The following is a 25,170-nucleotide window of genomic DNA, read 5'->3' on the forward strand; positions in this document are numbered from 1 at the left end:
GCGATTCGCGCAACGACAAGCGTCGGCCCGTTACTCCGAGAGAATCCGTCATGTCCCAGACTCCAAGCCTTTCCCAGCTTCATCAGCCCGATGCGTTCTTGCGTCGCCACCTGGGCCCGGATGCCGCCGAGCAGCAGGCGATGCTCGAGGCGCTCGGCCTGGAGCGGCGTGAGCAGCTGATCGACCAGACGGTGCCGCCGAGCATCCGCCTGCAGGGTCCGCTGCAATTGCCGGTCGCCCTCGACGAGCAGCAGGCGCTGGCACGGCTGCGCGGGCATGCCGAGCAGAACCAGCTGTGGACCAGCCTGATCGGCATGGGCTACCACGGCACGGTCACCCCGCCGGTGATCCTGCGCAACGTGTTGGAAAATCCGGGCTGGTATACCGCGTACACCCCTTATCAGCCGGAAATCGCCCAGGGTCGACTCGAGGCGCTGCTCAATTTCCAGCAGATGACCATCGACCTGACCGGCCTGGATCTGGCCAACGCCTCGCTGCTCGATGAGGCTACCGCGGCGGCCGAGGCCATGGCGCTGGCCAAGCGCATGGCCAAGAACAAGAGCAACCGCTTCTTCATCGACGAGAATTGCCACCCGCAAACCCTGTCGGTCGTGCAGACCCGCGCCGAGGCGTTCGGCTTCGAGCTGGTGGTCGGCACACCGGATAGCCTCGGCCAGGAGCAGGTGTTCGGTGCGCTGCTGCAGTATCCCGACACCCATGGCGAGATACAGGACCTGCGTCCGCTGATCGATGCGCTGCACGCGCAGCAGGCTATCGCCTGCGTCGCGGCCGACCTGCTTAGCCTGGTGCTGCTCACCCCACCGGGTGAACTGGGCGCCGACGTGGTGCTCGGTTCGACCCAGCGCTTCGGCGTGCCGATGGGCTACGGCGGCCCGCACGCGGCCTATTTCGCCACCCGCGACGAATACAAGCGCGCCATGCCTGGGCGCATCATCGGCGTGTCCAAGGACGCGCGCGGCAACACCGCGCTGCGCATGGCACTGCAGACCCGCGAGCAGCACATCCGCCGCGAGAAGGCCAACTCCAACATCTGCACCGCCCAGGTGCTGCTGGCCAACATCGCCGGCTTCTACGCCGTCTACCACGGCCCCGAAGGCCTCAAGCGCATCGCCCAGCGCGTGCACCGGATGACCGCCATCCTGGCGACGGCGCTGGAGCAGCGCGGCATCAAGCGGGTCAACCAGCACTTCTTCGACACCCTGACGCTGGACGTCGGCGGCAGCCAGACCGCCATCGTCGAAAGCGCCCGGGCGGCGCGCATCAACCTGCGCATCCTCGGTCGCGGCAAGCTGGGTGTGAGCCTGGATGAAACGAGCACAACGGAGACCCTCGAGCAGCTGCTGGCGATCTTCCTCGGTGCCGACCACGGGCTCGATGTCGCCACCCTCGATGCCGGCGAAGTGCCGTCCGGGATTCCCGCCGGGCTGGTGCGCCAGTCGGCGTTCCTCAGCCATCCGGTATTCAGTGCGCATCACAGCGAGACCAAGATGCTGCGCTACCTCAAGCAGCTGGAAAACAAGGATCTGGCGCTGAACCAGGCGATGATTCCGCTCGGCTCCTGCACCATGAAGCTCAACGCTACCAGCGAGATGATCCCGATCACCTGGCCGGAATTCGCCAACCTGCACCCGTTCGCACCGCGCGAGCAGGCCCAGGGTTACCGGTTGATGATCGACGAGCTGGAAGCCTGGCTCTGCGCGATAACCGGTTTCGATGCGATCAGCATGCAGCCCAACTCCGGCGCGCAGGGCGAATACGCCGGCCTGCTGGCGATCCGCAAGTACCACGAGAGCCGTGGCGAAGGGCAGCGCAACATCTGCCTGATCCCGTCCTCGGCCCACGGCACCAACCCGGCCTCGGCGCAGATGGCGAGCATGCGGGTGGTGATCGTCGAGTGCGACAAGGCCGGCAACGTCGACCTCGACGACCTCAAGCGCAAGGCCGCCGACGCCGGCGCAGAGCTGTCCTGCCTGATGGTCACCTACCCGTCGACCCACGGCGTCTATGAAGAAGGCATCCGCGAGATCTGCGAGGTGGTCCATGCCCAGGGCGGGCAGGTCTACATGGACGGCGCCAACCTCAACGCCCAGGTCGGCCTGGCGCGGCCGGCGGACATGGGCGCCGACGTCTCCCACATGAACCTGCACAAGACCTTCTGCATTCCCCACGGCGGTGGCGGCCCGGGCATGGGCCCGATCGGCGTGAAGGCGCACCTGGCGCCCTTCGTCGCCAACCACCCGGTGGTCGAACTGGAAGGACCGAACCCGCAGAACGGCGCGGTGAGCGCCGCGCCCTGGGGCAGCGCGAGCATCCTGCCGATCAGCTGGATGTACATCGCCATGATGGGGCCGCAGCTCAAGGACGCGACCGAGGTCGCCATCCTCAACGCCAACTACCTGGCCCATCGCCTGGGTGGTGCGTTCCCGGTGCTTTATGCCGGGCGCAACGGGCGCGTCGCCCACGAATGCATCCTCGACCTGCGCCCGCTCAAGGCGCAGACCGGGGTCACCGAGGAGGACGTGGCCAAGCGCCTGATGGACTACGGCTTCCACGCGCCGACCATGTCCTTCCCGGTGCCCGGTACGCTGATGATCGAGCCGACCGAGAGCGAATCGAAGGCCGAGCTGGACCGCTTCGTCGAGGCGATGCTGCAGATCCGTGCCGAGATCGACAAGGTCCAGTCAGGGCAGTGGCCGGCCGATGACAACCCGCTGGCCCGCGCGCCGCACACTTTGGCCGACGTGCTGGGCGGCTGGGACCGCGCCTACGGCGTGGTCGAGGCGGTCACGCCGACGGCCCATACCCAGGCGCACAAGTACTGGCCGACGGTGAACCGGGTCGACAACGTCTACGGTGACCGCAACCTGTTCTGTGCCTGCGTGCCGGTGGACGACTACCGCGACTGAAGATGCCGGACACTAAAAAGCCGCCCTCGGGCGGCTTTTTAGTGTCTGATCGAACGTCAGCGCGGTGCGTCTTCGTTCATCAGGATCGCGGTGGCCAGCTCCATGTCGCTGGCGGCGAGATCAGGCTGTTCGGCACGAACGCGCTGCAACGCGGCTTCCAGATAGGGACCACGGATTTCGCCATTGCTCGCGACGAAACTGCCGGCGTCTTCACGTGCGCCCAGTACCAGCTTGTTGTCGTGGGTGGTCGCGTAGGTCGAGCCGATGGTCGCGCCCGTGGTGAACAGGTTGCGGAACCAGGAATCGGCCATGGCGCTGCCCAGCGGGGCGGCGGAAAGGGCCAGAACAGCGATGAGAGCTTTAGTGCGCATGGTAGACGCCTCCTTCTGTTGTTACAGGTAGGAGTCCAGCGACGCGGAGCGAGTTCCGCCCGGTGCCGTCCGGCTCAGCCTTCGATCATCTGGCGGATGCGTCCGGCGAGCGCGTCGATGTTGAACGGCTTGGCCAGCATGTCCATGCCCGGGCCGAGAAACTCGCCGCGCACTTCGGCATTGGGCGCGTAGCCCGTGATGAACAGTACCTTGAGGTCTTTGCGGTGCTGGCGGGCGATCTCTGCCAGCTGGCGCCCGTTCATGCCGGGCAGGCCAACGTCAGTGACCAGCAGGTCGATGCGCTGATTGCCCTCGAGGTGCGGCAGTGCGGACGGTCCGTCTACCGCTTCGAGGGCTCCATAGCCGAGCTCCTTGAGCACCTCGATGACCAGCAGGCGTACGGCGGCCTCGTCCTCGACTACCAGCACCGTCTCGCCGAGCTGAGCGCGCGGGATGTCGCTGCTGCCGGTGCGCTGTTTGCCATCGGTATCGACGGGTTCCAGATTACGCGGCAGATAGAGCGTGATCTGGGTGCCGACGCCGACCTGGCTATCGATGCGCACATGTCCGCCGGTCTGCTTGGCGAAACCATAGACCATCGACAGTCCGAGCCCGGTCCCTTGGCCGATCGGTTTGGTCGTGAAGAAGGGATCGAAGGCCTTCTCGATGATTTCGGCCGGCATCCCCAAGCCGCTGTCGCTAACGCACAGCACCACGTAGTCGCCGGCGTTCGGCCCATCGGGCTGACGGCCGGCGAGGCTGACGCAGCGGGTCTCGATATTCAGCTCGCCGCCCTCCGGCATCGCATCGCGCGCGTTGATTACCAGGTTGAGCAGGGCGTTTTCCAGTTGAGGGGCATCGGTATAGGCCAGCCAGGGCCCGGCCGTCAGGCGCGTCTGCAGCTGGATCCGTTCGCCCATGGTGCGGCGCAGCATGTCCTCCATCGAGCCGACCAGCGCGTCCACGTCCACCGGCTTGGGATCGAGCGACTGGCGGCGGGCGAACGCCAGCAGGCGGTGGGTGAGGGCCGCGGCCCGGTTGGCCGAGGTCACCGCAGCGTCAATGTAGCGATCGAGTTCGCCGGTCCGCCCGGCGGTGACCCGCCGCTGGATCAGGTCCAGCGCGCCGAGCACGCCGGTCAGCATGTTGTTGAAGTCGTGGGCCAGGCCGCCGGTGAGCTGGCCGATGGCTTCCATCTTCTGCGCATGGCGCAGGGCTTCCTCGGCGCGTTCGCGCTCGCTCATTTCCCGATGCAGGCGGTGGTTGATCTCGGCGAGCTCCCGGGTGCGTTCGGCGACTCGGCGTTCGAGGTTGTCGTTGAGTTCGCGCAGCGCCTCTTCGGCGGCGACCTGGGCGGTGATATCGGTGTTGGTGCCGAACCAGTGGGTGACCTGGCCCAGCTCGTTGCGGATCGGCAGGGCGCGCGAGAGGAACCAGCGGTATTTGCCGTCCTTGCCGCGCAGGGGGAAGGTGTCTTCCCAGATCGAGCCGATGGCGAAGGCGCGCTTCATCGAGGCCGAGACACGCTCCATGTGTTCGGGGTGATGCACCGATCGCCAGCCCAGAGCGCGCATGGCCTCGAACGTGGTGCCGGTGTAGTCGTACCAGCGCTTGTTGTACCAGTAGATCCGGCCGCTGGGGTCGGCCGTCCAGGCGAACTGACTCATGTTGTCGGCGAGCGTGCGGAACTGCTCTTCGCTTTCGCGCAGGGCGCGCTCGGCGCGGATCCGCTCGTCCGCCGTCCAGGCACGGTCGGCCACGTCGCGGATGAAGGAGATGTCGTCATCGGCCCAGTGGCGAGGTTGGGCGTCGAGGATGACCAGGGCGGCGCTCAGCCGGCCGTTTTCCAGCAGCGGGACGCACAGCAGGCTGCGGATGTTCCGCTCTTCATAGGCGTCGGCGCTGGTGGCGGTACGCACGTCGTGCTGAATGTCATCGATCGCCACCAGTTCGCCGCTGCGCAGGTCATAGGCCAGGTCGCCGAAATCGGCGAAGCGGATCCGGGTGTTGGGGTCCTCGTCCTTTTCGTCGACCCAGTTGCGTTGCATCGTGGCGTATTCGCCGGTCGGGTCGATGCTGGCGAACGCGACCCGCGCTACGCCCAGGGTGCTGCTCAGCACCCTTTCCGCGGCGGCGGCGATGGTGGCGCTGTCGGGTTGTTCGCGCAGCAGGTCGCCCAACTCGATGAAGGCCGCCTGGCGTTGTTCGGCCAGGCGTCGTTCCGCGATCTGTTCTTCGAGCAGGGTATTGATGCGCAGCAACTCCTGCTCGGCGTTACGCTCTTCGGTGATGTCGCGAGCGGTGCCGATGATGCGCACCTCCCCGCTGGTATCGATCACCCGGCGGCCACGGTTGGCCAACCACAGGTACTGGTTCGTCAACGGGTCGAAAACCCGGTAGTCGAGATTCAGCTCGCTGTCGCCATCGAGCGCATTGTGCAGGGCTTCGAAGAAGCGGCTGCGATCGTCCGGGTGCAGCCGGGAGAGCAGTTCGTCCACCCGCAGCGATGGGCCCTCCGGCATCAGGCCTGCCATCGTCCTCAGTTGGGCGTCCAGGAGCAGCGTGTTGCGGGTGTTGTTGTATTCCCAGACGCCGATCGAGGCGATCTCATTGGCCAGGCTGACCCTTTGTTCGGCTTCGCGCAGCGCCTTGGTCGCCTGCGCGCGCTCGTTGGCAGCGCGGATGCGCCCCACCACCTCGCGCACCAGTGCCAGGTCATTCTGAGTCCAGTGTCGAGGCCGTTCGCAGGCCAGCAGCAGGAAGGACAGCTGCGGGGTCCGCTCGAAAAGCGGTGCGTACAGCAGGCTGCGACAGCCCAGGCGTTGCGGGACGGCAAGGGCGGCCTCGTCGTAATGGCCGCTCTCCAGGTCGTCGATGGCAACCGGCTCGCCCTGCTGCAAACGCGAGGCGATGAAGGCGGCGCTCTTGCCTATGCCGTGCCGGCCCAAGCTGCTGCCCCGGCCGGGCGGTGTCCATTCGTACTGGACGGTGAGCGAGTCGGCTGAGCTGACGTGGCCGTAGGCAAGGCGATCGCATCCCATCAGCTTGCCCAGTCGCTCGCCGAGCAGGGCGGGGACATCGACCCGCTCGCTGGTGTCCTGCAGCTGGTCGCTGAGTTCGAGCAGGTAACTCTGCAGCGCCTCGCCGCGGGCACGCTCGCTGATATCGGTGAAGGTGCAGATCGCGCCTTGCAGCTCGCCCTCGCGCCAGATCGGCTCGGCGCGGTATTCGACCGAGAGGCTGCTGCCGTCCTGGCGGAAGAACAGTTCGTGCTTGACGTGTGCCGGTTCGCCCGTGCGGGCTGTGCGCTGGATCGAACAGTCGCGCTCGTCGACCGGCGAGCCGTCGGCACGCTGCCGGCGGAAGACCTGCTGCATCGGCTTGCCCAGCGCCTGGTCCTTGGTGGCCAAGCCGAGCAGCTTGATGAAGGCCTCGTTGCACAGGGTGATCGCCCCGTCGCGATCGATGGAAAAGAATCCCTCGCTGGCCGAGTCGACCAGCAGCCGGGTGAAGGCCTCGCTTTCGAGGCGTTCGGCATCGGCGCGACGTCGCGCGTCGATGTCGTGGGCCACGCACATCCAGCGGGTGACCGCGCCCTTGGCGTCGAACTCCGGCACGCCGCGCTCCTGAAACCAGCGCACGCTGCCGTCGGCCGCGGTCAGGGGCAGCTCCAGGGTATAGGGCTGCTTGCCCTGGAGCGCTTCATGCCAGCTGGCCTCGACCCGTACGCGCTCGTCGGCGCAGACCGCCTGCAGCCAGCCGTCGCCGAGCGACGCCTCGGGGCACAGGCCGGTGTAGTCGCACCAGTAGGCGTTGGCGAAAGTGACCCGGCCCTGGGCGTCGGCCAGGCGCAGGGCCTGAGGGCTCAGGTCGATCAATGCGCGGTAGCGTTCCTCGGCCTCGATCCGCGCCGCCTGTTCGCGACGCAGTTCGGTACGGTCGCGCAGAATCTTGATGAAGCCGGTGATCTGCCCGGCTTCATTGCGCAGCGGCATCAACTCCCCGCTGCCCCAGAGCAGGCTGCCATCCTTGCGCTGATGCCAGTGCTCGTTGATGGCGGCACCGCACTCGTGGGCCGAGCGCATTTCGAGCTCCGGCAGGTTGGCGGCGCGATCCTGCTCGGTGAAGACCCGGTCGGCCGGCTGGCCGAGCATTTCCTCGGCGCTCCAGCCGAGCAGGCGCGTGGCGCCTTCGTTCCAACTGGTGATGCGACCGTCGAGATCGGTGGAGAAGATCGCGTAGTCCACCGCGCTGTCGATGATCAGCTGGTCACGACGGCGGCTTTCGCTGAGCCGGCGCATCTCCAGCAGCGCCATGATCTGGCGCGCCAGCGCGCGAAGGCGCTCGGCCTGACGGTCGCTCAGCTCGCGCGGCCGTTCGTCGAGTACGCAGAGCATGCCCAGCGGTATGCCTTCGGCGGTGCGCAGGGCCGTCCCGGCATAGAAATGTACGCCTGGGGCGGCGGCGACGCAGGGATGCTGGGAAAAGCGGGGATCCTGGCGCAGATCCGGGATGACCGTCAGGTCGGTTTGCAGGAGGCTTTGGGCGCAGATCGATTCGGCGAGGGCGAGGGTCTGTCGATCGAGCTCGACGGCGGCCTTGGACCACTGGCGCTCGTTGTCGAGGAACGTGATCGCGGCGCTCCTGGCCCCGCAGAGATCGGCTGCCAGCGCCGCCAGATCGTCGAAGGCGGGCTCCGGTGGCGAGCCCACGATGCGATAGCCGGCCAGCTCAGCCAGGCGTAGCGCGTCGTTCCCTGATGCGGGAGGGTGAATGCTCGGGTGTACGTTCACGATATCTGCTCGGCTTTCCATGGCTCGCCCGGCACCTGACGCTACGCGCCAAGGCTTCCGGTCATGTCGCGGCGCAAGTGTGCATGCGCCACATCAGGCGTTCCACCGCCTTCGGTACAAGAATAGCGATGGTTATCGTTTCTGGCGCTGGTGGCAGTTGGACAGCCTGGCGCGGAGCGCACTCTGTCTGGCGCGGGAAAATGTCGGCAGAAACGGGGCAGAAGCGACAAATATCGTGAATTGTTCATGTTATTGCCTTAAACGGGTCAACTCTTAATCGACCCGCGCCCCGGTTGGCCGTTCAGCAAATCCATCTGCGAAGACTCGCGGTGGGCCCGAGGGGTGGCCAGGCTGACGAATCGAGGTCTCTAGCCCGCGCCTTGCACGCAGGCCAGAGGCATTCGCCGAGTCGAATGGCCCGGGGGAAGGCGACGCACGGTCGACCGTGCGCGGCGGCTAGGCCATGCCAGGGCCTTCTTCCTCGGGGCTGCTGGTGAGCGTCAGCTCGAAATGGTCGGCGTTGTCGAGCATGCTCGCTGCGACCCTGTCGATCGAGCTGAGCGCAGGTGCCAACAGCGGGCTGACGCTTCCGTCGCGAGCGTGGTGCGGCAGCCTGGCGATCGCCGCCAGGACTTCCTGGCCCGGCACGGTTTCCTCGTCCAGCAGACGCTGGGCGATTTCATCGAGGGCAGGCTTGAGACGTTGCAGCAGCGCCAGGCATTCGCGCTCGAGCTGACGCAGCAGATCGTCAGCGGCGCGGATCGAGTCGGCCGAGTCGAACTCGATATGGGCCTCGCGTACCGCTTGCAGGCTCAGCAGGGACCCGGTCGGCCCCATGCCCAGCGCGCCCACCATGGACAGCGCGATGCGCGACGCTTCCTGCAGGTCCTGGCCGGCGCCGGAGGAGACTTCGTGGAAATACAGCTGCTCGGCACCGCGGCCGGCCAGCAGCATCTGGATGCGGGCGCGCAGCTCAGACTCCATGTGCAAGCGCTTGTCCTCGACCGGCGTCACCAGGGTGACCCCGAGCGCCTGTCCGCGCGGCAGGATGGTGACCTTCTCCACGCGGCCTACCTTCAGCTCGGCCGCGACCAGGGCATGGCCGGCCTCGTGTACGGCGATGCGCTTGCGGTCGCTCGGCGACATCGGTGTCACGCCCGAGGGCTGCTCGCCGATGCGGCAGGTTTCGACGGCATCGACGAAGTGCGCCATCACGACCTGATCGGCACCCGTTCGGGCGGCCAGCAGGGCGGCATGGTTGGCGATGTAGGCGATGGCGGCGGGGGTCAGCCCGACGGTGTTGCGCGCCAGCTGGGCGAAATCCAGCTCGCCGCCGACGCGGATCTTGCCGGCATAGAGGCGGAACAGCGCTTCGCGATCATCCAGGCTAGGCAAGCCGACGGCGATCGAGCGGTCGAAACGGCCTTCGCGCACCAGCGCCGGGTCCAGCGAATTGGGGAAGTTGGTGGCGCCGAGTACCAGCACGCCGCTGGCCGCGTCGAAGCCGTCCATCTCGGCGAGGAACTGGTTGATGATGCGGTTGCTTTCCGCGTCGCTCGAGCGGGTCTGCTCGGAGCGCTTGCCGATACCGTCGATCTCGTCGATGAAGATGATGCACGGCGCCTGCTTGCGGGCGGCGCGGAACAGCGACTTGACCTTCTGGATGCCGACGCCGAAATACATCGACGAGAAGTCGCTGCCGGTGACCTGAATGAACGCGGCGTTGGATTCGGTCGCCAGCGCCTTGGCCAGCTGGGTCTTGCCGGTGCCGGGCTCGCCGGTCAGCAGCACGCCCTTGGGCGGACGGGCGCCAAGGGCCGCGTAAGCATCGGGGTCGCGCAGGTAGGCGGTGACGTCATGCAGGGCCTGCTTGGCCTCGCCCGCACCGATCACGTCGGCGAAGCGGATGCCGGTGCCCTTGCGGTTGACCCGGTAGGGCTTGAGTTTGAGCGCGCCGGCGATGATCGCCACCACCAGCAGCAGGGCCACCGGCCAATAGGGCAGTGCGCGCTTGTACCAGGGCGATTCGCCGTCGGTTTCGAACAGGGTCACCGGGAACAGCTGGCCTTCGGTGCTGCGGTACTGGTCCAGCAACAGGTCGGCGACGCGCCCCGACTGATCCGGCACCCAGTACTGGGTGCCGGAGGTGGTGGTGATGTACAGCGCATCCTTGCCCATGGCCGCGGTGGCGATGGTCTGGTTACGCAGATCGGCCATCAACGTGGAAAGGTCTTCACGATTGGCCTGCCAGGGCGCGGTGGACTCCTGGAGCTGGGCCAGCATCGCGGCGGCCGAGCCGGCCTGCGGCGGGCTGGCCGGCGGCGCTGGGTAGAACTGCCAGATGGCCGCTGCGGTGGCGAGCAGGACGACCAGAGCATAGGCGCCCAGCGCATGGCGGCCTTGCAGTAAGCGAGGTTTTTTCATTTCACATCCAGGCGGGCAAACCCGACACAACTACGGGACAACCGTCCCGGCGGGGACGGACGGAGTGTTCTTGCGGGCATTTACCCGCTGCACCCGTCAGGCGCATACACGGTCTGGGCACTGCCGGTTTATCGGCGGGGATCCCTGTGCGAGGAGACCGTCGGTCGGGTGGGGAATCCGACCTGGCCCGCAGAATACGGTAAGCGTCGCCGCCTGGAGGATGAGGCGACGAACGGAAGGGCATTTTGCGACGGGTGACAGGTCGCCGGAGCGGCCCGCCGTTGCGGCGGGCCGCTTGGGGCTAGTGCTCCTCGCGGCGCTCGCGGATCTGCTCCTCGTTCAGCGTAGCGTCCAGGCCGGCGAAGTGGTTGAGCACGAAGTTGCTGACGGCCGCCACCTCGGAGTCGGTGAAGTGCCGGTCGAAGGCTGGCATCGCATGATCGCCGTCCGGCCCGTGCAGCACGTCGCCCTGCAGGATGATCTGCACCAGATTCAGGCCCTCGGGGTCATGTACCGTGCGCAGCCCGCGCAGCGAGGCGTAGGGCGACTGGCGGCCGTTGCCGTCCCACAGGTGGCAACTGACGCAGGCGTCGGCGAACAGCTTCTGGCCCAGTGGGTGCGGCGTCTGCGTTGGCGCCTCGGCGGCCAGTTCGCGTGGTTGCGGCCGTTTCACCTCGGCGTCCTGTGCCGGCACCGATCTGAGGTACACCGCCATGGCGCGGATATCCTCGGGCGTCAGGTGGCGCAGGCTGTGATTGACCACTTCGGCCATCGGCCCGCCCGCCACGCTGTAGCCCTCGGCCAGCCCGGTCGCCAGGTAGCGCTCCAGCGTGTCGTCCGGCCAGCCGCCGATGCCGCTCTGCTCGTCGCCGGTGATATTCCAGGCGTTCCAGCCCTGGATGGTGCTGCCGGCAAGGTTCTTCGAGCCGCTACGCGCCTGGAACAGGTTGCGCGGCGTGTGGCATTCGCCGCAATGCCCCGGCCCTTCGACCAGGTAGGCGCCGCGGTTCCACTCCGGGGATTGCTCCGGGTCCGGCTCGAAGCGCTCGTCGTCGAGAAAGAAGAAATTCCACAGGGCCATGCCCCAGCGCTGATTGAACGGAAAGCCGATGTCGTTTTCCGGATTGGGCTGGTTGACCGGTTCGAGACTGAACAGATACGCCTTGATCGCGAGAATGTCCTCACGCGGCATCAGTGTGTAGGAGGTATAGGGGAACGCCGGGTAGTAGTGCTTGCCATCCTTGCCGACCCCCTTCTGCATCGCCCGGACGAAATCATCGTCGCTCCACTCGCCGATGCCGGTCTCCTTGTCCGGGGTGATGTTGGTCGAATAGAGGGTGCCGAACGGCATCTTGATCGGCAGCCCGCCGGCGTACGGCTTGCCGCCTTCGGTCACATGGCAGGCAATGCAGTCGGCGGCCCTGGCCAGGTACTCGCCACGCTGGATCAGCTCGGTGTCGGCCGGTTGTGCCAGGACGCTGCCGCCGAACAGGGCAAGCGCGCCGCAGGACAGCGCGCGAAAGAAAGCGTTGAACCTCATGCAGGACGTCCTCCAAGCACGTGATAACCGGCGCGGGCCAGCGGCAGGCGACGGATGCGCTCGCCGCTGGCGCTGTGCAGGGCGTTGACCAGGGCAGGTGCGATCATCGCGGTGCCGGCCTCGCCCACGCCGCCGGGCGCTTCGGCGCTTTCGACGATGTAGGTTTCCACCGGTGGCGCATCGCTGATGCGCAACTGACGGTAGTCGTGGAAATTGCTCTGCTCGACGCGGCCATCGCGCACGGTAATCTCGTTGAACAGCGCCGCGGAGAGGCCGAACAGGGTGCCGCCCTCGATCTGCGACTTCACCGACACCGGATTCATCACCTGGCCGCAATCGACCGCCACCACCAGGCGTGTGAGGCGAATGCCCTTGCCCTCGGCGACTTCCAGCTCGACCACCGTGGCCAGGAAGCTACCAAACACTTCCTGCACCGCCACACCGCGCCCGTGCCCGGCGGGCAAGGACTGACCCCAGCCGGCTTTTTCCGCAGCCAGACGCAACACCGCCTGGGCTCGCGGGTGCTGGCCGAGCAGCTGCATGCGGTAATCGACCGGATCGCGGTCGACGCTGCGGGCCACTTCGTCGATGAAGCTTTCCAGCATGTAGGTACTGCGCAGCGGGCCTACCCCGCGCCACCAGGACTGGTGGATCGCCTTGGGCGGCACCGGGATGTAATTGACCCGCAGATGCTCCAGCGCATAGATCGGATGCTGCGCCACCTCGACCGCATCGCCGTCGAGTCCATTCTCCGGCACCGCTTCTGGCGCGAAGCGCGCCAGCACCGAAGCCCCGGCGATGCTGTGACGCCAGCCCAGCAGGCGGCCCTCGCCATCCAGCGCGGCGGCCAATCGGTCGATGTAATGCGGCCGGTACATGTCGTGGGCGGTGTCTTCCTCGCGGGTCCAGGTCAGCTTGACCGGATAGTCGACCTGTTTGGCGATGGCCACCGCCTGGGCAATGAAATCCACTTCCAGGCGGCGGCCGAAGGCGCCACCGATGAGCTGGTTATTGACGATGACCTGCTCTGGCGGCCGCCCGGCCTCTTCGGCAGCAGCTGTCTGGGCGCGGACGGGAACCTGGGTGCCGACCCAGAGCTCGACCGCGTCGGGACGTACCTGCGCCACGCAGCCCATGGGCTCGAGTGCGGCGTGGGCGAGAAAGGGCATCTCGTATTCGGCTTCGAAGGTCTTGGCGGCGTTGTCCAGGGCGTTCTGGATGTCGCCGACTTCGTTTGCCAGCGCGCCGGGTTCGTCCAGCGCGTCGCGGATCGCCCGCTCCATCTGCTCGGAGTCGAGCCCGGCGTGCTCGCCGTAATCCCACTCGATTTCCAATGCGCGCACGCCGGAGAACGCCGCCCATGTGTGCTCGCCGATCACGGCCACGGCATTGCCCATACGCACCACATCGACTACCCCGGGGATCCGGCGTGCGGCGCTGTCGTCGACGCAGGCCACGCTGCCGCCGACCACCGGACAGGCACGGATCGAGGCGTATTTCATGTCCGGCACGGCCAGGTCGATGGTGAACCGCGAGCGGCCGTCCACCTTCGACGGCGTGTCCAGCCGGCGCAACGGTTTGCCGATCACCTTGAACTCGCTGGCCGGCTTGAGCGGGATGTCTTCCGGAATCGGCAGCTGCGAGGCGGCCTCGACCAGCTCGCCATAGCCCAGAGTCTGGCCGTCCGGGCCGTGCACCTGGCCGTTCTCGGCACGAAGCCGGTCGGCCGGTATCTGCCAGCGCTGCGCCGCGGCCTGGATCAGCATCAGCCGGGCCGCGGCGCCCGCGCGGCGCAGCGGTTCCCAGTTACTGCGGATGGAGGTCGAACCACCGGTCGCCTGGAAATTGAGCAGGCTGTCGTTGTAGATATCTTCGTTCGGCGGAGCCTCCTTCAAGGTGATCTCGTCGAGAGGAACTTCCAGTTCCTCGGCAATCATCATCGCCAGTCCGCTCTGGGCGCCCTGGCCCATCTCGATCTTCGGCACGGTAAAGGTCACCTTGCCGTCACGGTCGATGCTGATGAAGGCGTCGAGTGCGGTAGCGGTTGGCAGCGTTCCGTCCTCCGGTCCCTCGGGAAGCACCTGTTCGGCGAAACTGCGTCCGGCGAAGGGCAGCGAAAAGCCGATCACCAGTCCGCCGAAGCCGAGGCCCGCGACCTTGAGCAGTTGCCGGCGCGATGGGGAAAAGGGTTGCTCGTTCACGGCGCGCCTCCTCATGCCTGGCCGATGCGCTTGATGGCGCTGCGAATGCGGGTATAGGTGCAGCAGCGGCAGAGGTTGCCGGCCAAGCTCTGGTCGATGGCGACATCGTCCGGGGCAGGGTTCTGCGCCAGCAGGGCGGCGGCTGCCATGATCTGCCCGGACTGGCAGTAGCCGCATTGCACGACTTCATCCTCGAGCCAGGCGGCCTGCACTTCGCGGCCAATGTCCGTCTCGCCGATGGCCTCGATGGTCACCACCTGCTTGCCGGCCGCGCTGCTCGCCGGCAGCACGCAGCTGCGTACCGCCTGACCGTCCAGGTGCACGGTACAGGCGCCGCACTGGGCGATGCCACAGCCGTATTTGGTGCCGGTCAGACCCAGCACATCGCGCAGAACCCAGAGCAGGGGCATATCGTCCGGCACATCGACCTGCAGGTCGTTGCCATTAATTGAAAGCGTCAGCATAGAAGGGAGACCTCATCATCAGGCTCGAAGCGGTGCGCATGTCTTTCTGGTCGAGTGCGCTCCCTATCCAGACAACAAAAGGCGGCAAAGTTAGCGGGTTGTTTCTTTTTTTGTCGGCTGGCGCATCAGCGGTACGGCCTCAGGAATACGAGAAGGCGTTCAGCAAGCATTGCGCTGGCCAGGATCGAAGGGTGGAGGCGAAGCCGCGCGCAGCTGTCACCATCAGACCGGGGTACATACCCGGTCTGAACGGACGCGCGCTGAGCCAGGTTCATTTCTCGACGAAGGCGCGCTCGATCACGTAGTCGCCGGCTTCGCCCTGCTGCGGTGAAGCGTGGAAACCCATTTCGTCGAGCATGCCGGTCAGCGCATCGAGCATGGCCGGACTGCCGCAGAGCATGACCCGGTCGCTGTCCTTGTTCAGGGGCGGCAGACCGATGTCGGCGGCGAGCTGACCGGTCTCCACCAGCGTGGTGATGCGGCCCTGGTTGCGGAACGGCTCGCGGGTGACGGTGGGGTAGTAGATCAGCTTGTCGCGCACCTCTTCGCCGAGGAATTCGTGCTGCGGTAGCTCGTGGGTCAGGTAGTCGTGATAGGCCAGTTCGCTGACCTCGCGCACGCAATGCACCAGCACGATCTTGTCGAAACGCTCATAGGCCTCCGGGTCGCGGACGATGCTCATGAACGGCGCCAGACCGGTGCCGGTGCCGAACAGGTAGAGGTGCTTGCCGGGTCGCAGATCGTGCATCACCAGGGTACCGACCGGCTTGCGGCTGACCAGGATCGGATCGCCCGCCTTCAGATGCTGCAGGCGCGAGGTGAGCGGGCCGTCCGGCACCTTGATGCTGAGAAATTCCAGGTGCTCGTCGTGGTTGGCGCTGACGATGCTGTAGGCGCGCATCAGCGGCTTGCCTTCGACGCCGAGGCCGATCATCACGAAATGACCGTTCTCGAAGCGCAGCCCCGGATCGCGGGTGGTGGTGAAGCTGAACAGGGTGTCGTTCCAGTGGCGGACGCTGAGAACGCTTTCAGTACCGATTGCAGCCATGGCAAATCCTCCAACAGTCAAAAGGGAAACGGGGCAGAAAAAATCGTCAGGGCGACGCCAGTGCCAGCAACGCCATCGCGCCCAGCAGCAGCCCGACGCTGAGCACCACCAGCAGCAGCATCGGCCGCCAGCCTTGGGCAAAGAGTTCGCTCAAGGTGGTGCGCATGCCGAGCGCCGCCATGGTGACCAGCAGGCAGGCGTTGGAGGCGGTAACGAGCCCTTCGCGCAGCCCGGTCGGCAGCCAGCCGAGGCTGTTCAGCCCGAACAGGGCGAGAAAGCCGAGCAGAAACAACGGAAATTCGGCGCTGCCGGAGTCGCCGCGACGCAGCAGCCAGCCGAGCAGCAACACCAGCGGCGCCAGCAGCGCGACCCGCAACAGTTTGGTCAGGGTGGCGACATCGCCGGCCGTCTCCGACACCAGGTAGCCAGCGCCAGCCGCCTGCGCCACGTCGTGGATGCTGGCGCCGAGCAGCAAGCCTCGTTGGATATCGTCGTAACCCAAGGTGCCGAGTAGTGGCGGATAGATGAGCATCGACAGGGTGCCCAGCGCAGTGACGCCTACGACCACACAGAGCAACCGTCGATCCTCCAGCCGGCCAGCAGGAATCACCGCCGCCACGGCGATCGCCGCCGACACGCCGCAGATCGCCACCGCCACGCCAGCGACTAGGCTGTGCAATCGTGGCAGACCCAGCCAGTGGCCCAGCAGCAATGCCGCGCCGATCACCAGCGGGACGCTGGTCAGCACGATCAGCAACGGCAGGCTACCGACACTGAGCAGCTGTTCGACGCCGATCCGCGCACCCAGCAACGCCACGCCGATACGCAGCACATGGCGGCTGCAGAAGCCGACACCTACCTGCATGCGCGCGTCGGCGGCCTGGCTGGCGAAGCCGAACCCCAGCAGCAGCACCAGCATCAGCGCCGGCGCGGCATAGTGCTCGGCGAGGAAGCTGCCGGCCAGCGCCAGCACTACGCACAGCGCCGCGCCGGGATAAAGCCGGCGGACCGCAGCGAAGGGCGGCGCGAACAGTTGCTGAGCGCGCAGATTCATTGCAGCCGCTCGCCCAGTTCGCGCAAATAGGCCCAGGGATAGAGTCCACGGTAGTGGCCATCGCTGAAATGGAACTGCACGCCACTCACGCCGGACACCTCCAGCCGATCGACACCGACATCGGCATCGATCAGCGTCAGCGTGCCCTGCTGCTGCGCCTGGGCGCACATCGAGCAGGCGCAGGATTTGCGCAGCGCCAGGCAGCTCAGCTGGCTGCGCACACCGTCGGACCAGAGCACTTCGAGCATCTTCTGCGCCTTGCGCAGGCGGATTTCCTGGGGTGGGGCGATCAGGGTCTGGGTGGTCATGGACAACTCCTCAACCTATCTGGAAAAAGGGTCCGAACAGGCGCGGCGGATAGCCGTCCGGCACCATCAAAGCAGCGATTTCCGGCGTCCTGACGAAGCGGCTCTGGTCCTCGACCGGCCGGGCGCTGCCGGTCAGCGCAGCGCTGCCGATCACCAGTGCCAGCAGGGCGGGGCGCAGCCAACTCGTCATGACAAGTTCGGGCATGGGTCAGCGCTCCAGAAACTGCAGCTTGTCGCCCTGATCGACCCAGGTGTCGGCTTCGGCCAGTGGGCTGTTGGTCTGGGTGATCACCGGCCAGACCTCGGCCAGTTCGGCGTTGAGCGCGATGAAGTGGGACTGGTCGGCGGGCAGCGCGTTGTCGGCGAAGATGGCGTCCGCCGGGCATTCCGGTGCGCAGAGGCTGCAGTCGATGCAGGTCTCGGGGTTGATCACGAGGAAATTCGGGCCCTCGTGGAAGCAGTCCGCCGGGCAGACTTCGACGCAGTCGGTGTATTTGCAGCGGATGCAGTTTTCGGTAACGACATAGGTCATTTCATAGGCTCCTCTGGTGCGCCTTGCCCCCTCCACCCCGACCTTCTCCCATGGGAGAGGGGGCGGAAGCACAGCGCGAATCTGCACGGCGACGGCAGAACCGTAGGGCGGGTGAAACCCGCCGAACGTGCTCGGCGGCGACTACGATCAGCGGGTTGCACCCGCCTTACGTATTCGTCACGCCGCCGCATCGAGTTTCGACATGGCCCAGCGGGCCAGCTTGCGGACGTCCGGGTCCGGGTCGTCCATGGCGGTTTCGACGAAGGGGCGGCCATCGCTGTGGCCGATCGCGCCGAGTGCGCCGATGGCGGCCTTGCGCAGGTTGCTCATCGGGTCGCGGGCGCAGACGCCGAGCGCCGGGATGGCACCGACGGCGCCGAGCTTGCCGAGTGAATCCACGGCTTTCTCGCGGACCTGCCAGAAGCTGTCGTGAGTGGCCTCGACCAGAGGCTGCAACGCCGCCTGGTAGTCGAGTTTGCCGATGCTCACCGCGGCCTCGACGCGAACCTGCCAGTGCGCGTCGTGCAGCAGCCCCACCAGCGTCGGGCCGACCTGCTCGGGCGTGGCGTACACCAGGGCGCCGGTGGCGGCGCGTCGCACTTCGGCGTCCTCGTCATGCTGGGCGCGCTCCATCAGCGCCGGCAGGTTTTCGGCCTGCTTCAGCCAGCCGAGTACTGCGACCGCCTCGCGGCGCACACCGGCATCGGCGGCCTGCATGCGCTGCAGTGCCGGCGCCTGGGCGGCCGGGTTGCGCAGCGGTTTGACCGCCCGCAGGATGCCGGCCACCACAAAGGGATCGTCCGTTCCGGCCAGCGCTTCGAGCAGCGGCATCGCCGCGGCCGGGTCCTTGAGGTCGGCCAGGGCATGGGCGGCGGCGTTGCGCACCACCTCGTTGCTGTCCTGCAGGGCGGCGATCAGCGCGTCGGCGATGTCCACCGCATCGAACTCGTCGACCACCTTGGCGGCCTCCTGGCGCACCGCGGGGTCGGGGTCGTTGAGCGCCAGGATCAACAACTCGGCGGCTTCCGGCTCACCGCAATCGACCAGCTCGAGCACGGCAACGCGGCGGATGCCGGGATCATCGGAGGCCAGGTTGTCGGCAATCTGCTGCAGCATGGGATCGTCATAGGTCTTCATCAGCGGCTCCTCAGCGCAGCAGGTAGGGAATGTTCACCTTGACCGCATCGGTCGGGCAGTCGGTCTCGCAGGGCATGCAGTACCAGCATTCGTCGTACTTCATGTGCGCCTTGCCGGTGTCCGGGTTGATCCACAGGACGTCCAGCGGGCAGACGTCGATGCAGACGCGGCAGCCTTTTTCGGCGATGCATTTCTCTTCGTCGACGATGACCGGGACGGCAGAGCGGTGGTTGGCTACGGGCATGGTTTATCTCCTCGGTTCCAGTCGAGCGGGCACGGTGAGCCTGCTTTCCTGTAGGGGCGAATTCATTCGCCCATTGGCATCAGGTGTTGGGCGAGTAAATTCGCCCCTACAAGGTTGCAAAGGCCGTCAAAGGTCAGGCATTCGCGGCCTTTTTCACTCGCAGCTTGCTGTAGGCATCCTTTTCTTCGCCCAGCGGGACGATGTAGTCGGCGACCGGGCGCTTGCCGTGGGTCATCTGGCCATTGGCGTCCTTGAACAGGCGGCTGTGGTAGAACCACTCGGCGTTGTCCTGCTCGGGGAAATCGACGCGGTAGTGGTACAGGCCCCATCGCGATTCGGTGCGGTACAGCGAGGCGCGCGCGGCCATCTCGGCGCAATCGATGATCGATTGCACTTCCAGCGCCCGGAGCAGTTCGTGGGGGTCGGCGGCGGCGAGTTTCGGCACGTCTTCACGCACGGCCAAGATGCGTTCGAGGCCGATTTCCATCTTCTTGGTCACCTTCGGCGGCTGCAGGTAGTCGTTCACCAGACGGCGCACCTTGTATTCCATCTGCTCCGGCGGAATGCCGTCCTTGACCAGGAGCGGCGCCTGGATGCGCGCCAGTTCGGCGGCGATGAAGGCTTCGTCGAGCACCGGCTCGCTGCGTTCCTTGACGAACGCGGCGGCGCTTTCCCCGCAGATCTGCCCGTAGACGAAGGCGCCGAGCATGTAGTTGTGCGCCACCGAGGCCATGTCGCCAGCGCCGTAGAGGCCGGGCACGGTGGTCGCGCCGGTCTCGTCGGTCCACACGCCTGAGGCCGAATGCCCGGAGCAGAAGCCGATCTCGGAGATGTGCATTTCCACCATGCGCTGGCGGTAGTCGACCTGGCGCCCTTCGTGGAAGCGGCCACGGGTCGGCCGTTCGTTGGTATGCAGGACGGTCTCGATTTCCTGGATGGTTTCCTCGGCCAGGTGATCGAGCTTGAGGAACACCGGGCCGGTGCCCGATTCCAGCTCCTTGAAGAACTCCAGCATCATTTGCCCGGACCAGTAGTCGCACTCGATGAAGCGCTCGCCATAGGCGTTGGCGGTGAAGCCGCCCAGCGGGCCGGTGACATAGGCGCAGGCGGGGCCGTTGTAGTCCTTGAGCAGCGGGTTGACCTGGAAGCACTCCAGGTTCACCAGGTCGGCACCGACGTGGTAGGCCATGGCGTGGCCGTCGCCGCAGTTGGCCGGGTTTTCATACGTGCCGAACAGGTAGCCGGAGTTGGGCAGGCCGATGCGTCCGGCGGCGCCGGTGGCCATGATCACCGCCTTGGCGCGGATGATGATCGGCTCGGCGGTGCGGGTGTTCACCCCGATCATGCCGGCGATGTTGCCGTCCGGGTCCTTGAGCAGGCGGGTGGCCTGGAAGCGGTTCTCGATCTCCACCCGCACGCGGCGCAGGCGGCGGTAGAGGATTTTCTTGACGTTGTGCCCTTCGGGCATTGGCAGTACGTAGGTGCCCAGGTGGTGCACCTTCTTCATGTCGTAGTCGCCGGTTTCGTCCTTCTGGAAATGCACGCCCCAGGAATCGAGCTTCTCGATCATCGGGAACGAGCGCGTGGCATAGGCCATCAGCGCCGGCTGGTGGACGATGCCGTCGTTGGCGATGGTGATTTCCTTGACGTACTGCTCGGGCGTCGCATGACCGGGGACCACGGCGTTGTTGAGGCCGTCCATGCCCATGGAAATGGCTCCGGAGCGTTTGACGTTGGCCTTCTCCAGCAGGATGACCTTGAGGTTCGGGTCCTGCTCCTTGACGGTCACGGCGGCCATCGGGCCGGCGGTGCCGCCGCCGATGACCAGTACGTCGGTGTCGATGACTGGGATGTCGTTGATAGTGGTCATGTCGCCTCCTATTTCCGATCCACTCGGAACTGGTATTTGAATGCGTCGCCGCGGTAGCAGAGGTATTCGAAGTCGATGGGGCGGCCGGCGCGGTCGTGGGTCAGCCGCTCGATGCGCAGGATGGGTTCGCCGGGCTTGAGGGCCAGGTAGTGCTGGTGTTCCTCGTCGGCCAGGGTGGCGTCGAGGCTGATGTCGGCACGCCCGAGGGCGATGCCGAAGGCGTTCTCGAGCATCGGGAAGATGTCGCCGGACAGGTCCAGGCCGAACATCCGCCGGCCGATGTCGAGGGGGAAGTAGCTGTTTTCGACGCAGACGGCTTCGCGGTTGAGGTAACGCACGCGCTTGACCTCGACCACGTCTTCCCCGGCGAGCAGGTGCAGCGCGGCAACTACCGCCTTGGGCGGCTTGCGTTCCTGAATCGACAGCAGTCTGGCGGTGGCCTCGTAGCCCTGGGCGGCCATGGCTTCGCCGAAGCCTTGCAGGCGCTGGACGTTCTGCACCGCCTTCGGCTTGCTGACGTAGGTGCCCTTGCCCTGAGCGCTGAATACCAGGCCTTCGTTGTGCAGATCGCGCAGCGCCTGGCGAATGGTGATGCGGCTGACGCCAAAGGCGTTCATCAGCTCGTTTTCCGAGGGCAGGCGCTCATGAACCACGTAGCTGCCTTCCAGGATCTTGCGCCGCAGGTCATCGCGAATCTGCACGTACAGCGGCAGCGGTGACTGGCCAGGGGCGAGTTGCTGGGTTCCTTTCATCGGGTGAGCTCCAGCCTGTCATGACAGGTCATGTCGAGCGAAGACGAAAAACGGAGGCAATCAGGCATGGCTCAGCCTCCGTTCTGCTGCTGAAAGGCGCGCAGGGTTTCCTGCCGGATCAGGTCCAGGCACTGGCGCTTGTAGTCCATGAACTCCGCGCTGGTGAGCAGACTCTGCTCGCGGGGCCTGGGCAGCGAGACCTTGATGTCGGCGATGATCCGCCCGGGGCTGGCGCTCATCACCACGATGCGGTCGGAAAGGAATACCGCCTCGTCGATGTCGTGGGTCACGAACACCACGGTGTTCCTGAACTCGCGCCAGATCTCCAGCAGGTTCTCCTGCATCATGATTCGGGTCTGCGCATCCAGCGCGCCGAAGGGCTCGTCCATCAGCAGCACGCTGGGGTAGTTGGCCAACGCCCGGGCGATGCCGACGCGCTGCTGCATGCCGCCCGACAACGTGCCGGGGTAGGCGTCTTCGAACGCCGCCAGGCCGACCAGCGAAAGAAAGGTGCGTGCCACGCTGCAGGCCTCGTTGCGCGACGCGCCGGCCATCAGCGGGCCAAAGGCGACGTTGTCCCTCACGGTCTTCCAGGGAAACAGCGAGTGTTGCTGAAACACCATGCCTCGATCCGGGCTGGGCGCATCGACCGCCTTGTCGTCGATGCGAAGCTCGCCGCGAGTTGGATTGACGAAGCCGGCCATGGCGTTCAGCAGAGTCGACTTGCCGCAGCCGGACGGGCCGAGCAGGCAGACGAACTCGCCAGGACGGATCTCCAGCTGGGCGTCCTGCACGGCGGCGCGCTTGCCACCCTGGTGGTCGAATTCGATGTGCAGGTTGCGCACGCTGATATGCCCGCGTCCCTCATCGTTGGCGTTGGCCTTCGCCCGCAGCCGGCTGTGGTCGAGCACGGCGAGGCGGCTGTCCTGCACGGCGCTGTTCATGGCCGACCTCCTTTGGCCTGCCAGTGCAGCAGCGGCGCGCAGGCCTTGCGCACGAGCAGGGTGCAGAGGGTGCCGAGGCCGCCGATGGTGAGCATGCCGATGATGATTTCCGGATACTTGACCAGCGTGTAGGAGGTCCAGGTGAAGTAGCCGATGCCGTACTGGCCGCTGATGATTTCGCCGGCCAGCAGGGAGAACCAGGCCACGCCCATGCCAATCGCCAGCCCGGCGACGATGCTCGGCATCGCACCGGGGATCACCACGTGCCAGAGGATCGCCTTGCGGCTCGCGCCGAGGCTGCGGGCGGCGCGGACCAGGACGTCGGGCGTCTGCTCCACGCCGTGCACGGTGTTGAGCACGATGGGGAAAAAGGCGCCGAGAAAGGTGATGAAGACGATGCTCGACTGTTCCGTGGGCAGCATCAGGATCGCCAGGGGAATCCAGGCCACCGCAGGAATCGGCCGGAACAGCTCGATGTACGGCAGGATGATGTCCTCAGCCCAGCGTGAGCGGCCCATCATCACGCCGGTCAGAACGCCCAACACCACCGCGTAAGCGTAGGCAATGGCGATCCGTTCCATGCTATGGACGATGTGCAGGTAGAACTCCGAGCTGGACAGCTGGGCCACCAGTGCCTGGCCCACCAGCAGCGGCGTCGGCACGTTCTCGAAGTTGATGAAGACGTTGAAACCGCTGCTGGCGGCGAAATGCCAGACCACCAGCGCCATCAGCAGCGCAGCGATGCGCACTAGATAGCGTCCCGTCATTTGCGGCAGGCGTCTGCGCGGCTGGCTGCTGGTAGGTGCGCTCGGCGCTGCGGAGGGACAGGGCGCGGGTGCAACTTCCAGCGTGGGCGCCGCTACCGCTGCGGGCACTGGCGTGGCTGAATCGAACACCGGATTCGGCTTGACACTCATGGCTACGCTCCTCGGCTCAGGTTTGATTCGCGCGCTCTGCGGCGCATGGCGAGCGGATCAGGGCAACATCGCGACCGGGTGCGCAGCGCTCAGCGGTACGCCGCCGCTTTCGGCGATATGCTGCTCGGAGTCGCTTTTCTTCATGAAGGCGAATACCTCGCCGCTCGGGTCCTCGATCAGGTAGGCGGCTTTGCCGAAAAGCTTCAGCCCGCTGAGGTTGTCGTAGACATAGGTGGCATTGATCGCTTGGCCCGCGGCCTTGGCTTGCGCTTCGGCGGTGAGCATCGCGGCGGTGCTGTCGTAGGCGACGATCCCCTTGTCGGCGAACCAGATTTCCGCAGGCTTGCGGCCGGGCGCCCGAGGGATCGGGCTGACCACGCTTTGCACCATGGCGTCGTAGTCGAGATTCGACGCGGCGTAGGCCTTTTTCAGATAGGCGTCATCGATCCAGGTGGCGAAATCGAGATCGGGAATGTCCATTTCCTTCTGCAGCAGGGCATGGTCGTACTTCATCGCCTCGATCCATTGCGGCTTGATGCTCGCTTCCATGGTCGAGATGCCGCCGTCGCTGAAGTAGAGGTAGAGCACTTCCTTGTCGACACCGGTCCACTCGGCCACCTGGGTAGCGGCGCGCATCGGGTCTTCGCTGATCCACTTCTGCGCGGCGAGCGTGGCCTTGAGCACGCCTTCGACGACTTCGGGATATTTCTGCGCGAAGGCGTCACGGACCACAATGCCGTGGAAGGTGGGAATGCCGGCTTCGCTGCCGTCGTAGATCTTCCGGCCGGTGCCGCGGAACTCCATGATTTCCGACCAGGGGCAGAAATCGGCATGCGCGTCGATCTTGCCTGCGGCGATGTTGGCCGCGCCCACCGGCGGCGACTGATTGACCAGGGTGACCTTGTCGGACAGGCCGGCATCACGCAGCACCTTGAGCGTCATGCCCCAGGCGGCACTGCCGACTGGCGTCGAGAGGGTCTTGCCGGCCAGGTCCTGCAGGCTCTGCACGGAGGACGCGGCCGGCACCACGATGCCGTTTCCGGTGCCCTTGAGGTTGTAGCCGGTCACCGCGATGAAGCGCGTCTGTTGCTTACCGGTTTCCTGGAACTTGGCGCCGTTGACGATCAGCGGGTAGTCGCCCATCACGCCGAAGTCGAGCTTGCCGGCGAGCATCTGGTTGGTGATCGGCGGGCCCGAATCGTAGTCGCGGAATTCGATCCGATAGTTCGCGTTCTGGTATTTACCGGTCTTGGGCAAATGCTGGTCCAGCAGGCCGAGCTTTTCCAGCACGATACCCCCGGCAACGGTATTGGTGACCATGCTCTGATGGCCGATGCCGATACGGATGGTTTCCGCGGCGGCAGGACCGCCGAAGGCCATGAGCGATCCGAGAAACGAGGTTGCAAGCAGGCTATTCCGGTTGTGCATTGTCATCACCTTGGCGGTTGAGCAACTTGTACTAACAGGGCATAACGCCTGTGTTTGAAGGTGCACCGGATGTGCCATACCGCCGCAGTCGGGTTTTATCCTGCTGTTTTGTGTAGGTAATTTCGGCGAGAGCTGACCGAGCGGCCAGAGACGCTGCCGATCATGTTCTGCCCAGCGCTGGTGCAGGCCATTCTTGGTTGGGCCAAGTCGGCGCAG

19 protein-coding genes are annotated in these 25,170 nt (G+C 66.0%); 1 reads left to right on the forward strand and 18 read right to left on the reverse strand.

Going from position 1 to position 25,170, the window contains the following annotated elements:
* Nucleotides 1-50: 50 nt before the first annotated feature.
* A complete protein-coding gene (gcvP, locus tag G7026_RS06895) occupies nt 51-2,927 on the forward strand; it encodes an aminomethyl-transferring glycine dehydrogenase (protein ID WP_181070017.1) in 2,877 nt (958 codons plus the stop codon).
* A 56-nt stretch (nt 2,928-2,983) separates the two neighbouring features.
* Here the strand turns inward: gcvP and G7026_RS06900 are convergent, their stop codons facing one another.
* The 18 genes from G7026_RS06900 to G7026_RS06985 all read right to left on the reverse strand — a co-directional run bounded on the left by G7026_RS06900 (nt 2,984) and on the right by G7026_RS06985 (nt 24,954).
* Complete coding sequence (locus G7026_RS06900) at nt 2,984-3,298, reverse strand: DUF2388 domain-containing protein (RefSeq protein ID WP_181070018.1); 315 nt, start codon at nt 3,296-3,298, stop codon at nt 2,984-2,986.
* A 74-nt stretch (nt 3,299-3,372) separates the two neighbouring features.
* Nucleotides 3,373-8,112: a PAS domain S-box protein gene (locus G7026_RS06905; protein ID WP_181070019.1), complete on the reverse strand. Its 4,740-nt coding sequence runs from the start codon at nt 8,110-8,112 to the stop codon at nt 3,373-3,375.
* A 435-nt stretch (nt 8,113-8,547) separates the two neighbouring features.
* Entirely contained in the window at nt 8,548-10,515 is a 1,968-nt protein-coding gene (locus G7026_RS06910; RefSeq protein WP_181070020.1) for an AAA family ATPase, read from the reverse strand.
* Between the two features lie 301 nt (nt 10,516-10,816).
* Nucleotides 10,817-12,055 carry a c-type cytochrome gene (locus G7026_RS06915; RefSeq protein ID WP_181070021.1) on the reverse strand — a complete coding sequence of 413 codons (1,239 nt, stop codon included), beginning with the start codon at nt 12,053-12,055 and terminating at the stop codon, nt 10,817-10,819.
* Nucleotides 12,052-14,271: a xanthine dehydrogenase family protein molybdopterin-binding subunit gene (locus G7026_RS06920; protein WP_181070022.1), complete on the reverse strand. Its 2,220-nt coding sequence runs from the start codon at nt 14,269-14,271 to the stop codon at nt 12,052-12,054. Before G7026_RS06920 ends, G7026_RS06915 begins: the two co-directional genes overlap by 4 nt.
* Nucleotides 14,268-14,720 (reverse strand): (2Fe-2S)-binding protein, encoded by a 453-nt coding sequence (locus G7026_RS06925; RefSeq protein ID WP_181070023.1) that lies wholly within the window; start codon nt 14,718-14,720, stop codon nt 14,268-14,270. The genes G7026_RS06920 and G7026_RS06925 overlap by 4 nt, the downstream gene beginning before the upstream one ends.
* Before the next feature lie 271 nt (nt 14,721-14,991).
* The gene (locus G7026_RS06930) at nt 14,992-15,768 is read right to left on the reverse strand and encodes a ferredoxin--NADP reductase (protein WP_181070024.1); all 777 of its coding nucleotides are present in this window, start codon (nt 15,766-15,768) and stop codon (nt 14,992-14,994) included.
* 46 nt (nt 15,769-15,814) lie between these two features.
* Nucleotides 15,815-16,822 carry a YeiH family protein gene (locus G7026_RS06935; protein ID WP_181070025.1) on the reverse strand — a complete coding sequence of 336 codons (1,008 nt, stop codon included), beginning with the start codon at nt 16,820-16,822 and terminating at the stop codon, nt 15,815-15,817.
* Nucleotides 16,819-17,130, reverse strand: a complete 312-nt coding sequence (locus G7026_RS06940; protein ID WP_181070026.1) for a gamma-butyrobetaine hydroxylase-like domain-containing protein — start codon at nt 17,128-17,130, stop codon at nt 16,819-16,821. Before G7026_RS06940 ends, G7026_RS06935 begins: the two co-directional genes overlap by 4 nt.
* Before the next feature lie 10 nt (nt 17,131-17,140).
* Nucleotides 17,141-17,335 carry a hypothetical protein gene (locus tag G7026_RS06945; protein WP_181070027.1) on the reverse strand — a complete coding sequence of 65 codons (195 nt, stop codon included), beginning with the start codon at nt 17,333-17,335 and terminating at the stop codon, nt 17,141-17,143.
* 3 nt (nt 17,336-17,338) lie between these two features.
* Nucleotides 17,339-17,662 carry a ferredoxin FdxA gene (gene fdxA / locus G7026_RS06950; RefSeq protein WP_181070028.1) on the reverse strand — a complete coding sequence of 108 codons (324 nt, stop codon included), beginning with the start codon at nt 17,660-17,662 and terminating at the stop codon, nt 17,339-17,341.
* A 177-nt stretch (nt 17,663-17,839) separates the two neighbouring features.
* Complete coding sequence (locus G7026_RS06955) at nt 17,840-18,799, reverse strand: HEAT repeat domain-containing protein (RefSeq protein WP_181070029.1); 960 nt, start codon at nt 18,797-18,799, stop codon at nt 17,840-17,842.
* Nucleotides 18,800-18,809: 10 nt separating this feature from the next.
* Nucleotides 18,810-19,043 carry a 4Fe-4S dicluster domain-containing protein gene (locus tag G7026_RS06960; RefSeq protein WP_042923047.1) on the reverse strand — a complete coding sequence of 78 codons (234 nt, stop codon included), beginning with the start codon at nt 19,041-19,043 and terminating at the stop codon, nt 18,810-18,812.
* A 133-nt stretch (nt 19,044-19,176) separates the two neighbouring features.
* On the reverse strand, nt 19,177-20,913 hold the full coding sequence (locus G7026_RS06965; RefSeq protein WP_181070030.1) for a fumarate reductase/succinate dehydrogenase flavoprotein subunit: 1,737 nt from the start codon (nt 20,911-20,913) through the stop codon (nt 19,177-19,179).
* Nucleotides 20,914-20,921: 8 nt separating this feature from the next.
* Nucleotides 20,922-21,665, reverse strand: a complete 744-nt coding sequence (locus G7026_RS06970) for a GntR family transcriptional regulator (protein WP_181070031.1) — start codon at nt 21,663-21,665, stop codon at nt 20,922-20,924.
* Between the two features lie 71 nt (nt 21,666-21,736).
* A complete protein-coding gene (locus G7026_RS06975) occupies nt 21,737-22,609 on the reverse strand; it encodes an ABC transporter ATP-binding protein (protein WP_181070032.1) in 873 nt (290 codons plus the stop codon).
* The gene (locus G7026_RS06980; RefSeq protein WP_219858339.1) at nt 22,606-23,526 is read right to left on the reverse strand and encodes an ABC transporter permease; all 921 of its coding nucleotides are present in this window, start codon (nt 23,524-23,526) and stop codon (nt 22,606-22,608) included. The genes G7026_RS06975 and G7026_RS06980 overlap by 4 nt, the downstream gene beginning before the upstream one ends.
* Nucleotides 23,527-23,583: 57 nt before the next feature.
* Nucleotides 23,584-24,954, reverse strand: coding sequence for an ABC transporter substrate-binding protein (locus tag G7026_RS06985; protein ID WP_181070033.1), 1,371 nt, complete (start codon nt 24,952-24,954; stop codon nt 23,584-23,586).
* Between the last annotated feature and the right edge of the window lie 216 nt (nt 24,955-25,170).

Source organism: Stutzerimonas azotifigens, from assembly GCF_013522725.1.
Classification (GTDB): Bacteria; Pseudomonadota; Gammaproteobacteria; order Pseudomonadales; family Pseudomonadaceae; genus Stutzerimonas; species Stutzerimonas azotifigens_A.

What these genes read in the sequence shown, in the direction of transcription:
- gcvP (WP_181070017.1), top strand. Translation starts at nt 51, where the DNA reads ATGTCCCAGACTCCAAGCCTTTCCCAGCTTCATCAGCCCGATGCGTTC.
- G7026_RS06900 (WP_181070018.1), bottom strand. Translation starts at nt 3,298, where the DNA reads ATGCGCACTAAAGCTCTCATCGCTGTTCTGGCCCTTTCCGCCGCCCCG.
- G7026_RS06905 (WP_181070019.1), bottom strand. Translation starts at nt 8,112, where the DNA reads ATGGAAAGCCGAGCAGATATCGTGAACGTACACCCGAGCATTCACCCT.
- G7026_RS06910 (WP_181070020.1), bottom strand. Translation starts at nt 10,515, where the DNA reads ATGAAAAAACCTCGCTTACTGCAAGGCCGCCATGCGCTGGGCGCCTAT.
- G7026_RS06915 (WP_181070021.1), bottom strand. Translation starts at nt 12,055, where the DNA reads ATGAGGTTCAACGCTTTCTTTCGCGCGCTGTCCTGCGGCGCGCTTGCC.
- G7026_RS06920 (WP_181070022.1), bottom strand. Translation starts at nt 14,271, where the DNA reads ATGAGGAGGCGCGCCGTGAACGAGCAACCCTTTTCCCCATCGCGCCGG.
- G7026_RS06925 (WP_181070023.1), bottom strand. Translation starts at nt 14,720, where the DNA reads ATGCTGACGCTTTCAATTAATGGCAACGACCTGCAGGTCGATGTGCCG.
- G7026_RS06930 (WP_181070024.1), bottom strand. Translation starts at nt 15,768, where the DNA reads ATGGCTGCAATCGGTACTGAAAGCGTTCTCAGCGTCCGCCACTGGAAC.
- G7026_RS06935 (WP_181070025.1), bottom strand. Translation starts at nt 16,822, where the DNA reads ATGAATCTGCGCGCTCAGCAACTGTTCGCGCCGCCCTTCGCTGCGGTC.
- G7026_RS06940 (WP_181070026.1), bottom strand. Translation starts at nt 17,130, where the DNA reads ATGACCACCCAGACCCTGATCGCCCCACCCCAGGAAATCCGCCTGCGC.
- G7026_RS06945 (WP_181070027.1), bottom strand. Translation starts at nt 17,335, where the DNA reads ATGCCCGAACTTGTCATGACGAGTTGGCTGCGCCCCGCCCTGCTGGCA.
- fdxA (WP_181070028.1), bottom strand. Translation starts at nt 17,662, where the DNA reads ATGACCTATGTCGTTACCGAAAACTGCATCCGCTGCAAATACACCGAC.
- G7026_RS06955 (WP_181070029.1), bottom strand. Translation starts at nt 18,799, where the DNA reads ATGAAGACCTATGACGATCCCATGCTGCAGCAGATTGCCGACAACCTG.
- G7026_RS06960 (WP_042923047.1), bottom strand. Translation starts at nt 19,043, where the DNA reads ATGCCCGTAGCCAACCACCGCTCTGCCGTCCCGGTCATCGTCGACGAA.
- G7026_RS06965 (WP_181070030.1), bottom strand. Translation starts at nt 20,913, where the DNA reads ATGACCACTATCAACGACATCCCAGTCATCGACACCGACGTACTGGTC.
- G7026_RS06970 (WP_181070031.1), bottom strand. Translation starts at nt 21,665, where the DNA reads ATGAAAGGAACCCAGCAACTCGCCCCTGGCCAGTCACCGCTGCCGCTG.
- G7026_RS06975 (WP_181070032.1), bottom strand. Translation starts at nt 22,609, where the DNA reads ATGAACAGCGCCGTGCAGGACAGCCGCCTCGCCGTGCTCGACCACAGC.
- G7026_RS06980 (WP_219858339.1), bottom strand. Translation starts at nt 23,526, where the DNA reads ATGAGTGTCAAGCCGAATCCGGTGTTCGATTCAGCCACGCCAGTGCCC.
- G7026_RS06985 (WP_181070033.1), bottom strand. Translation starts at nt 24,954, where the DNA reads ATGCACAACCGGAATAGCCTGCTTGCAACCTCGTTTCTCGGATCGCTC.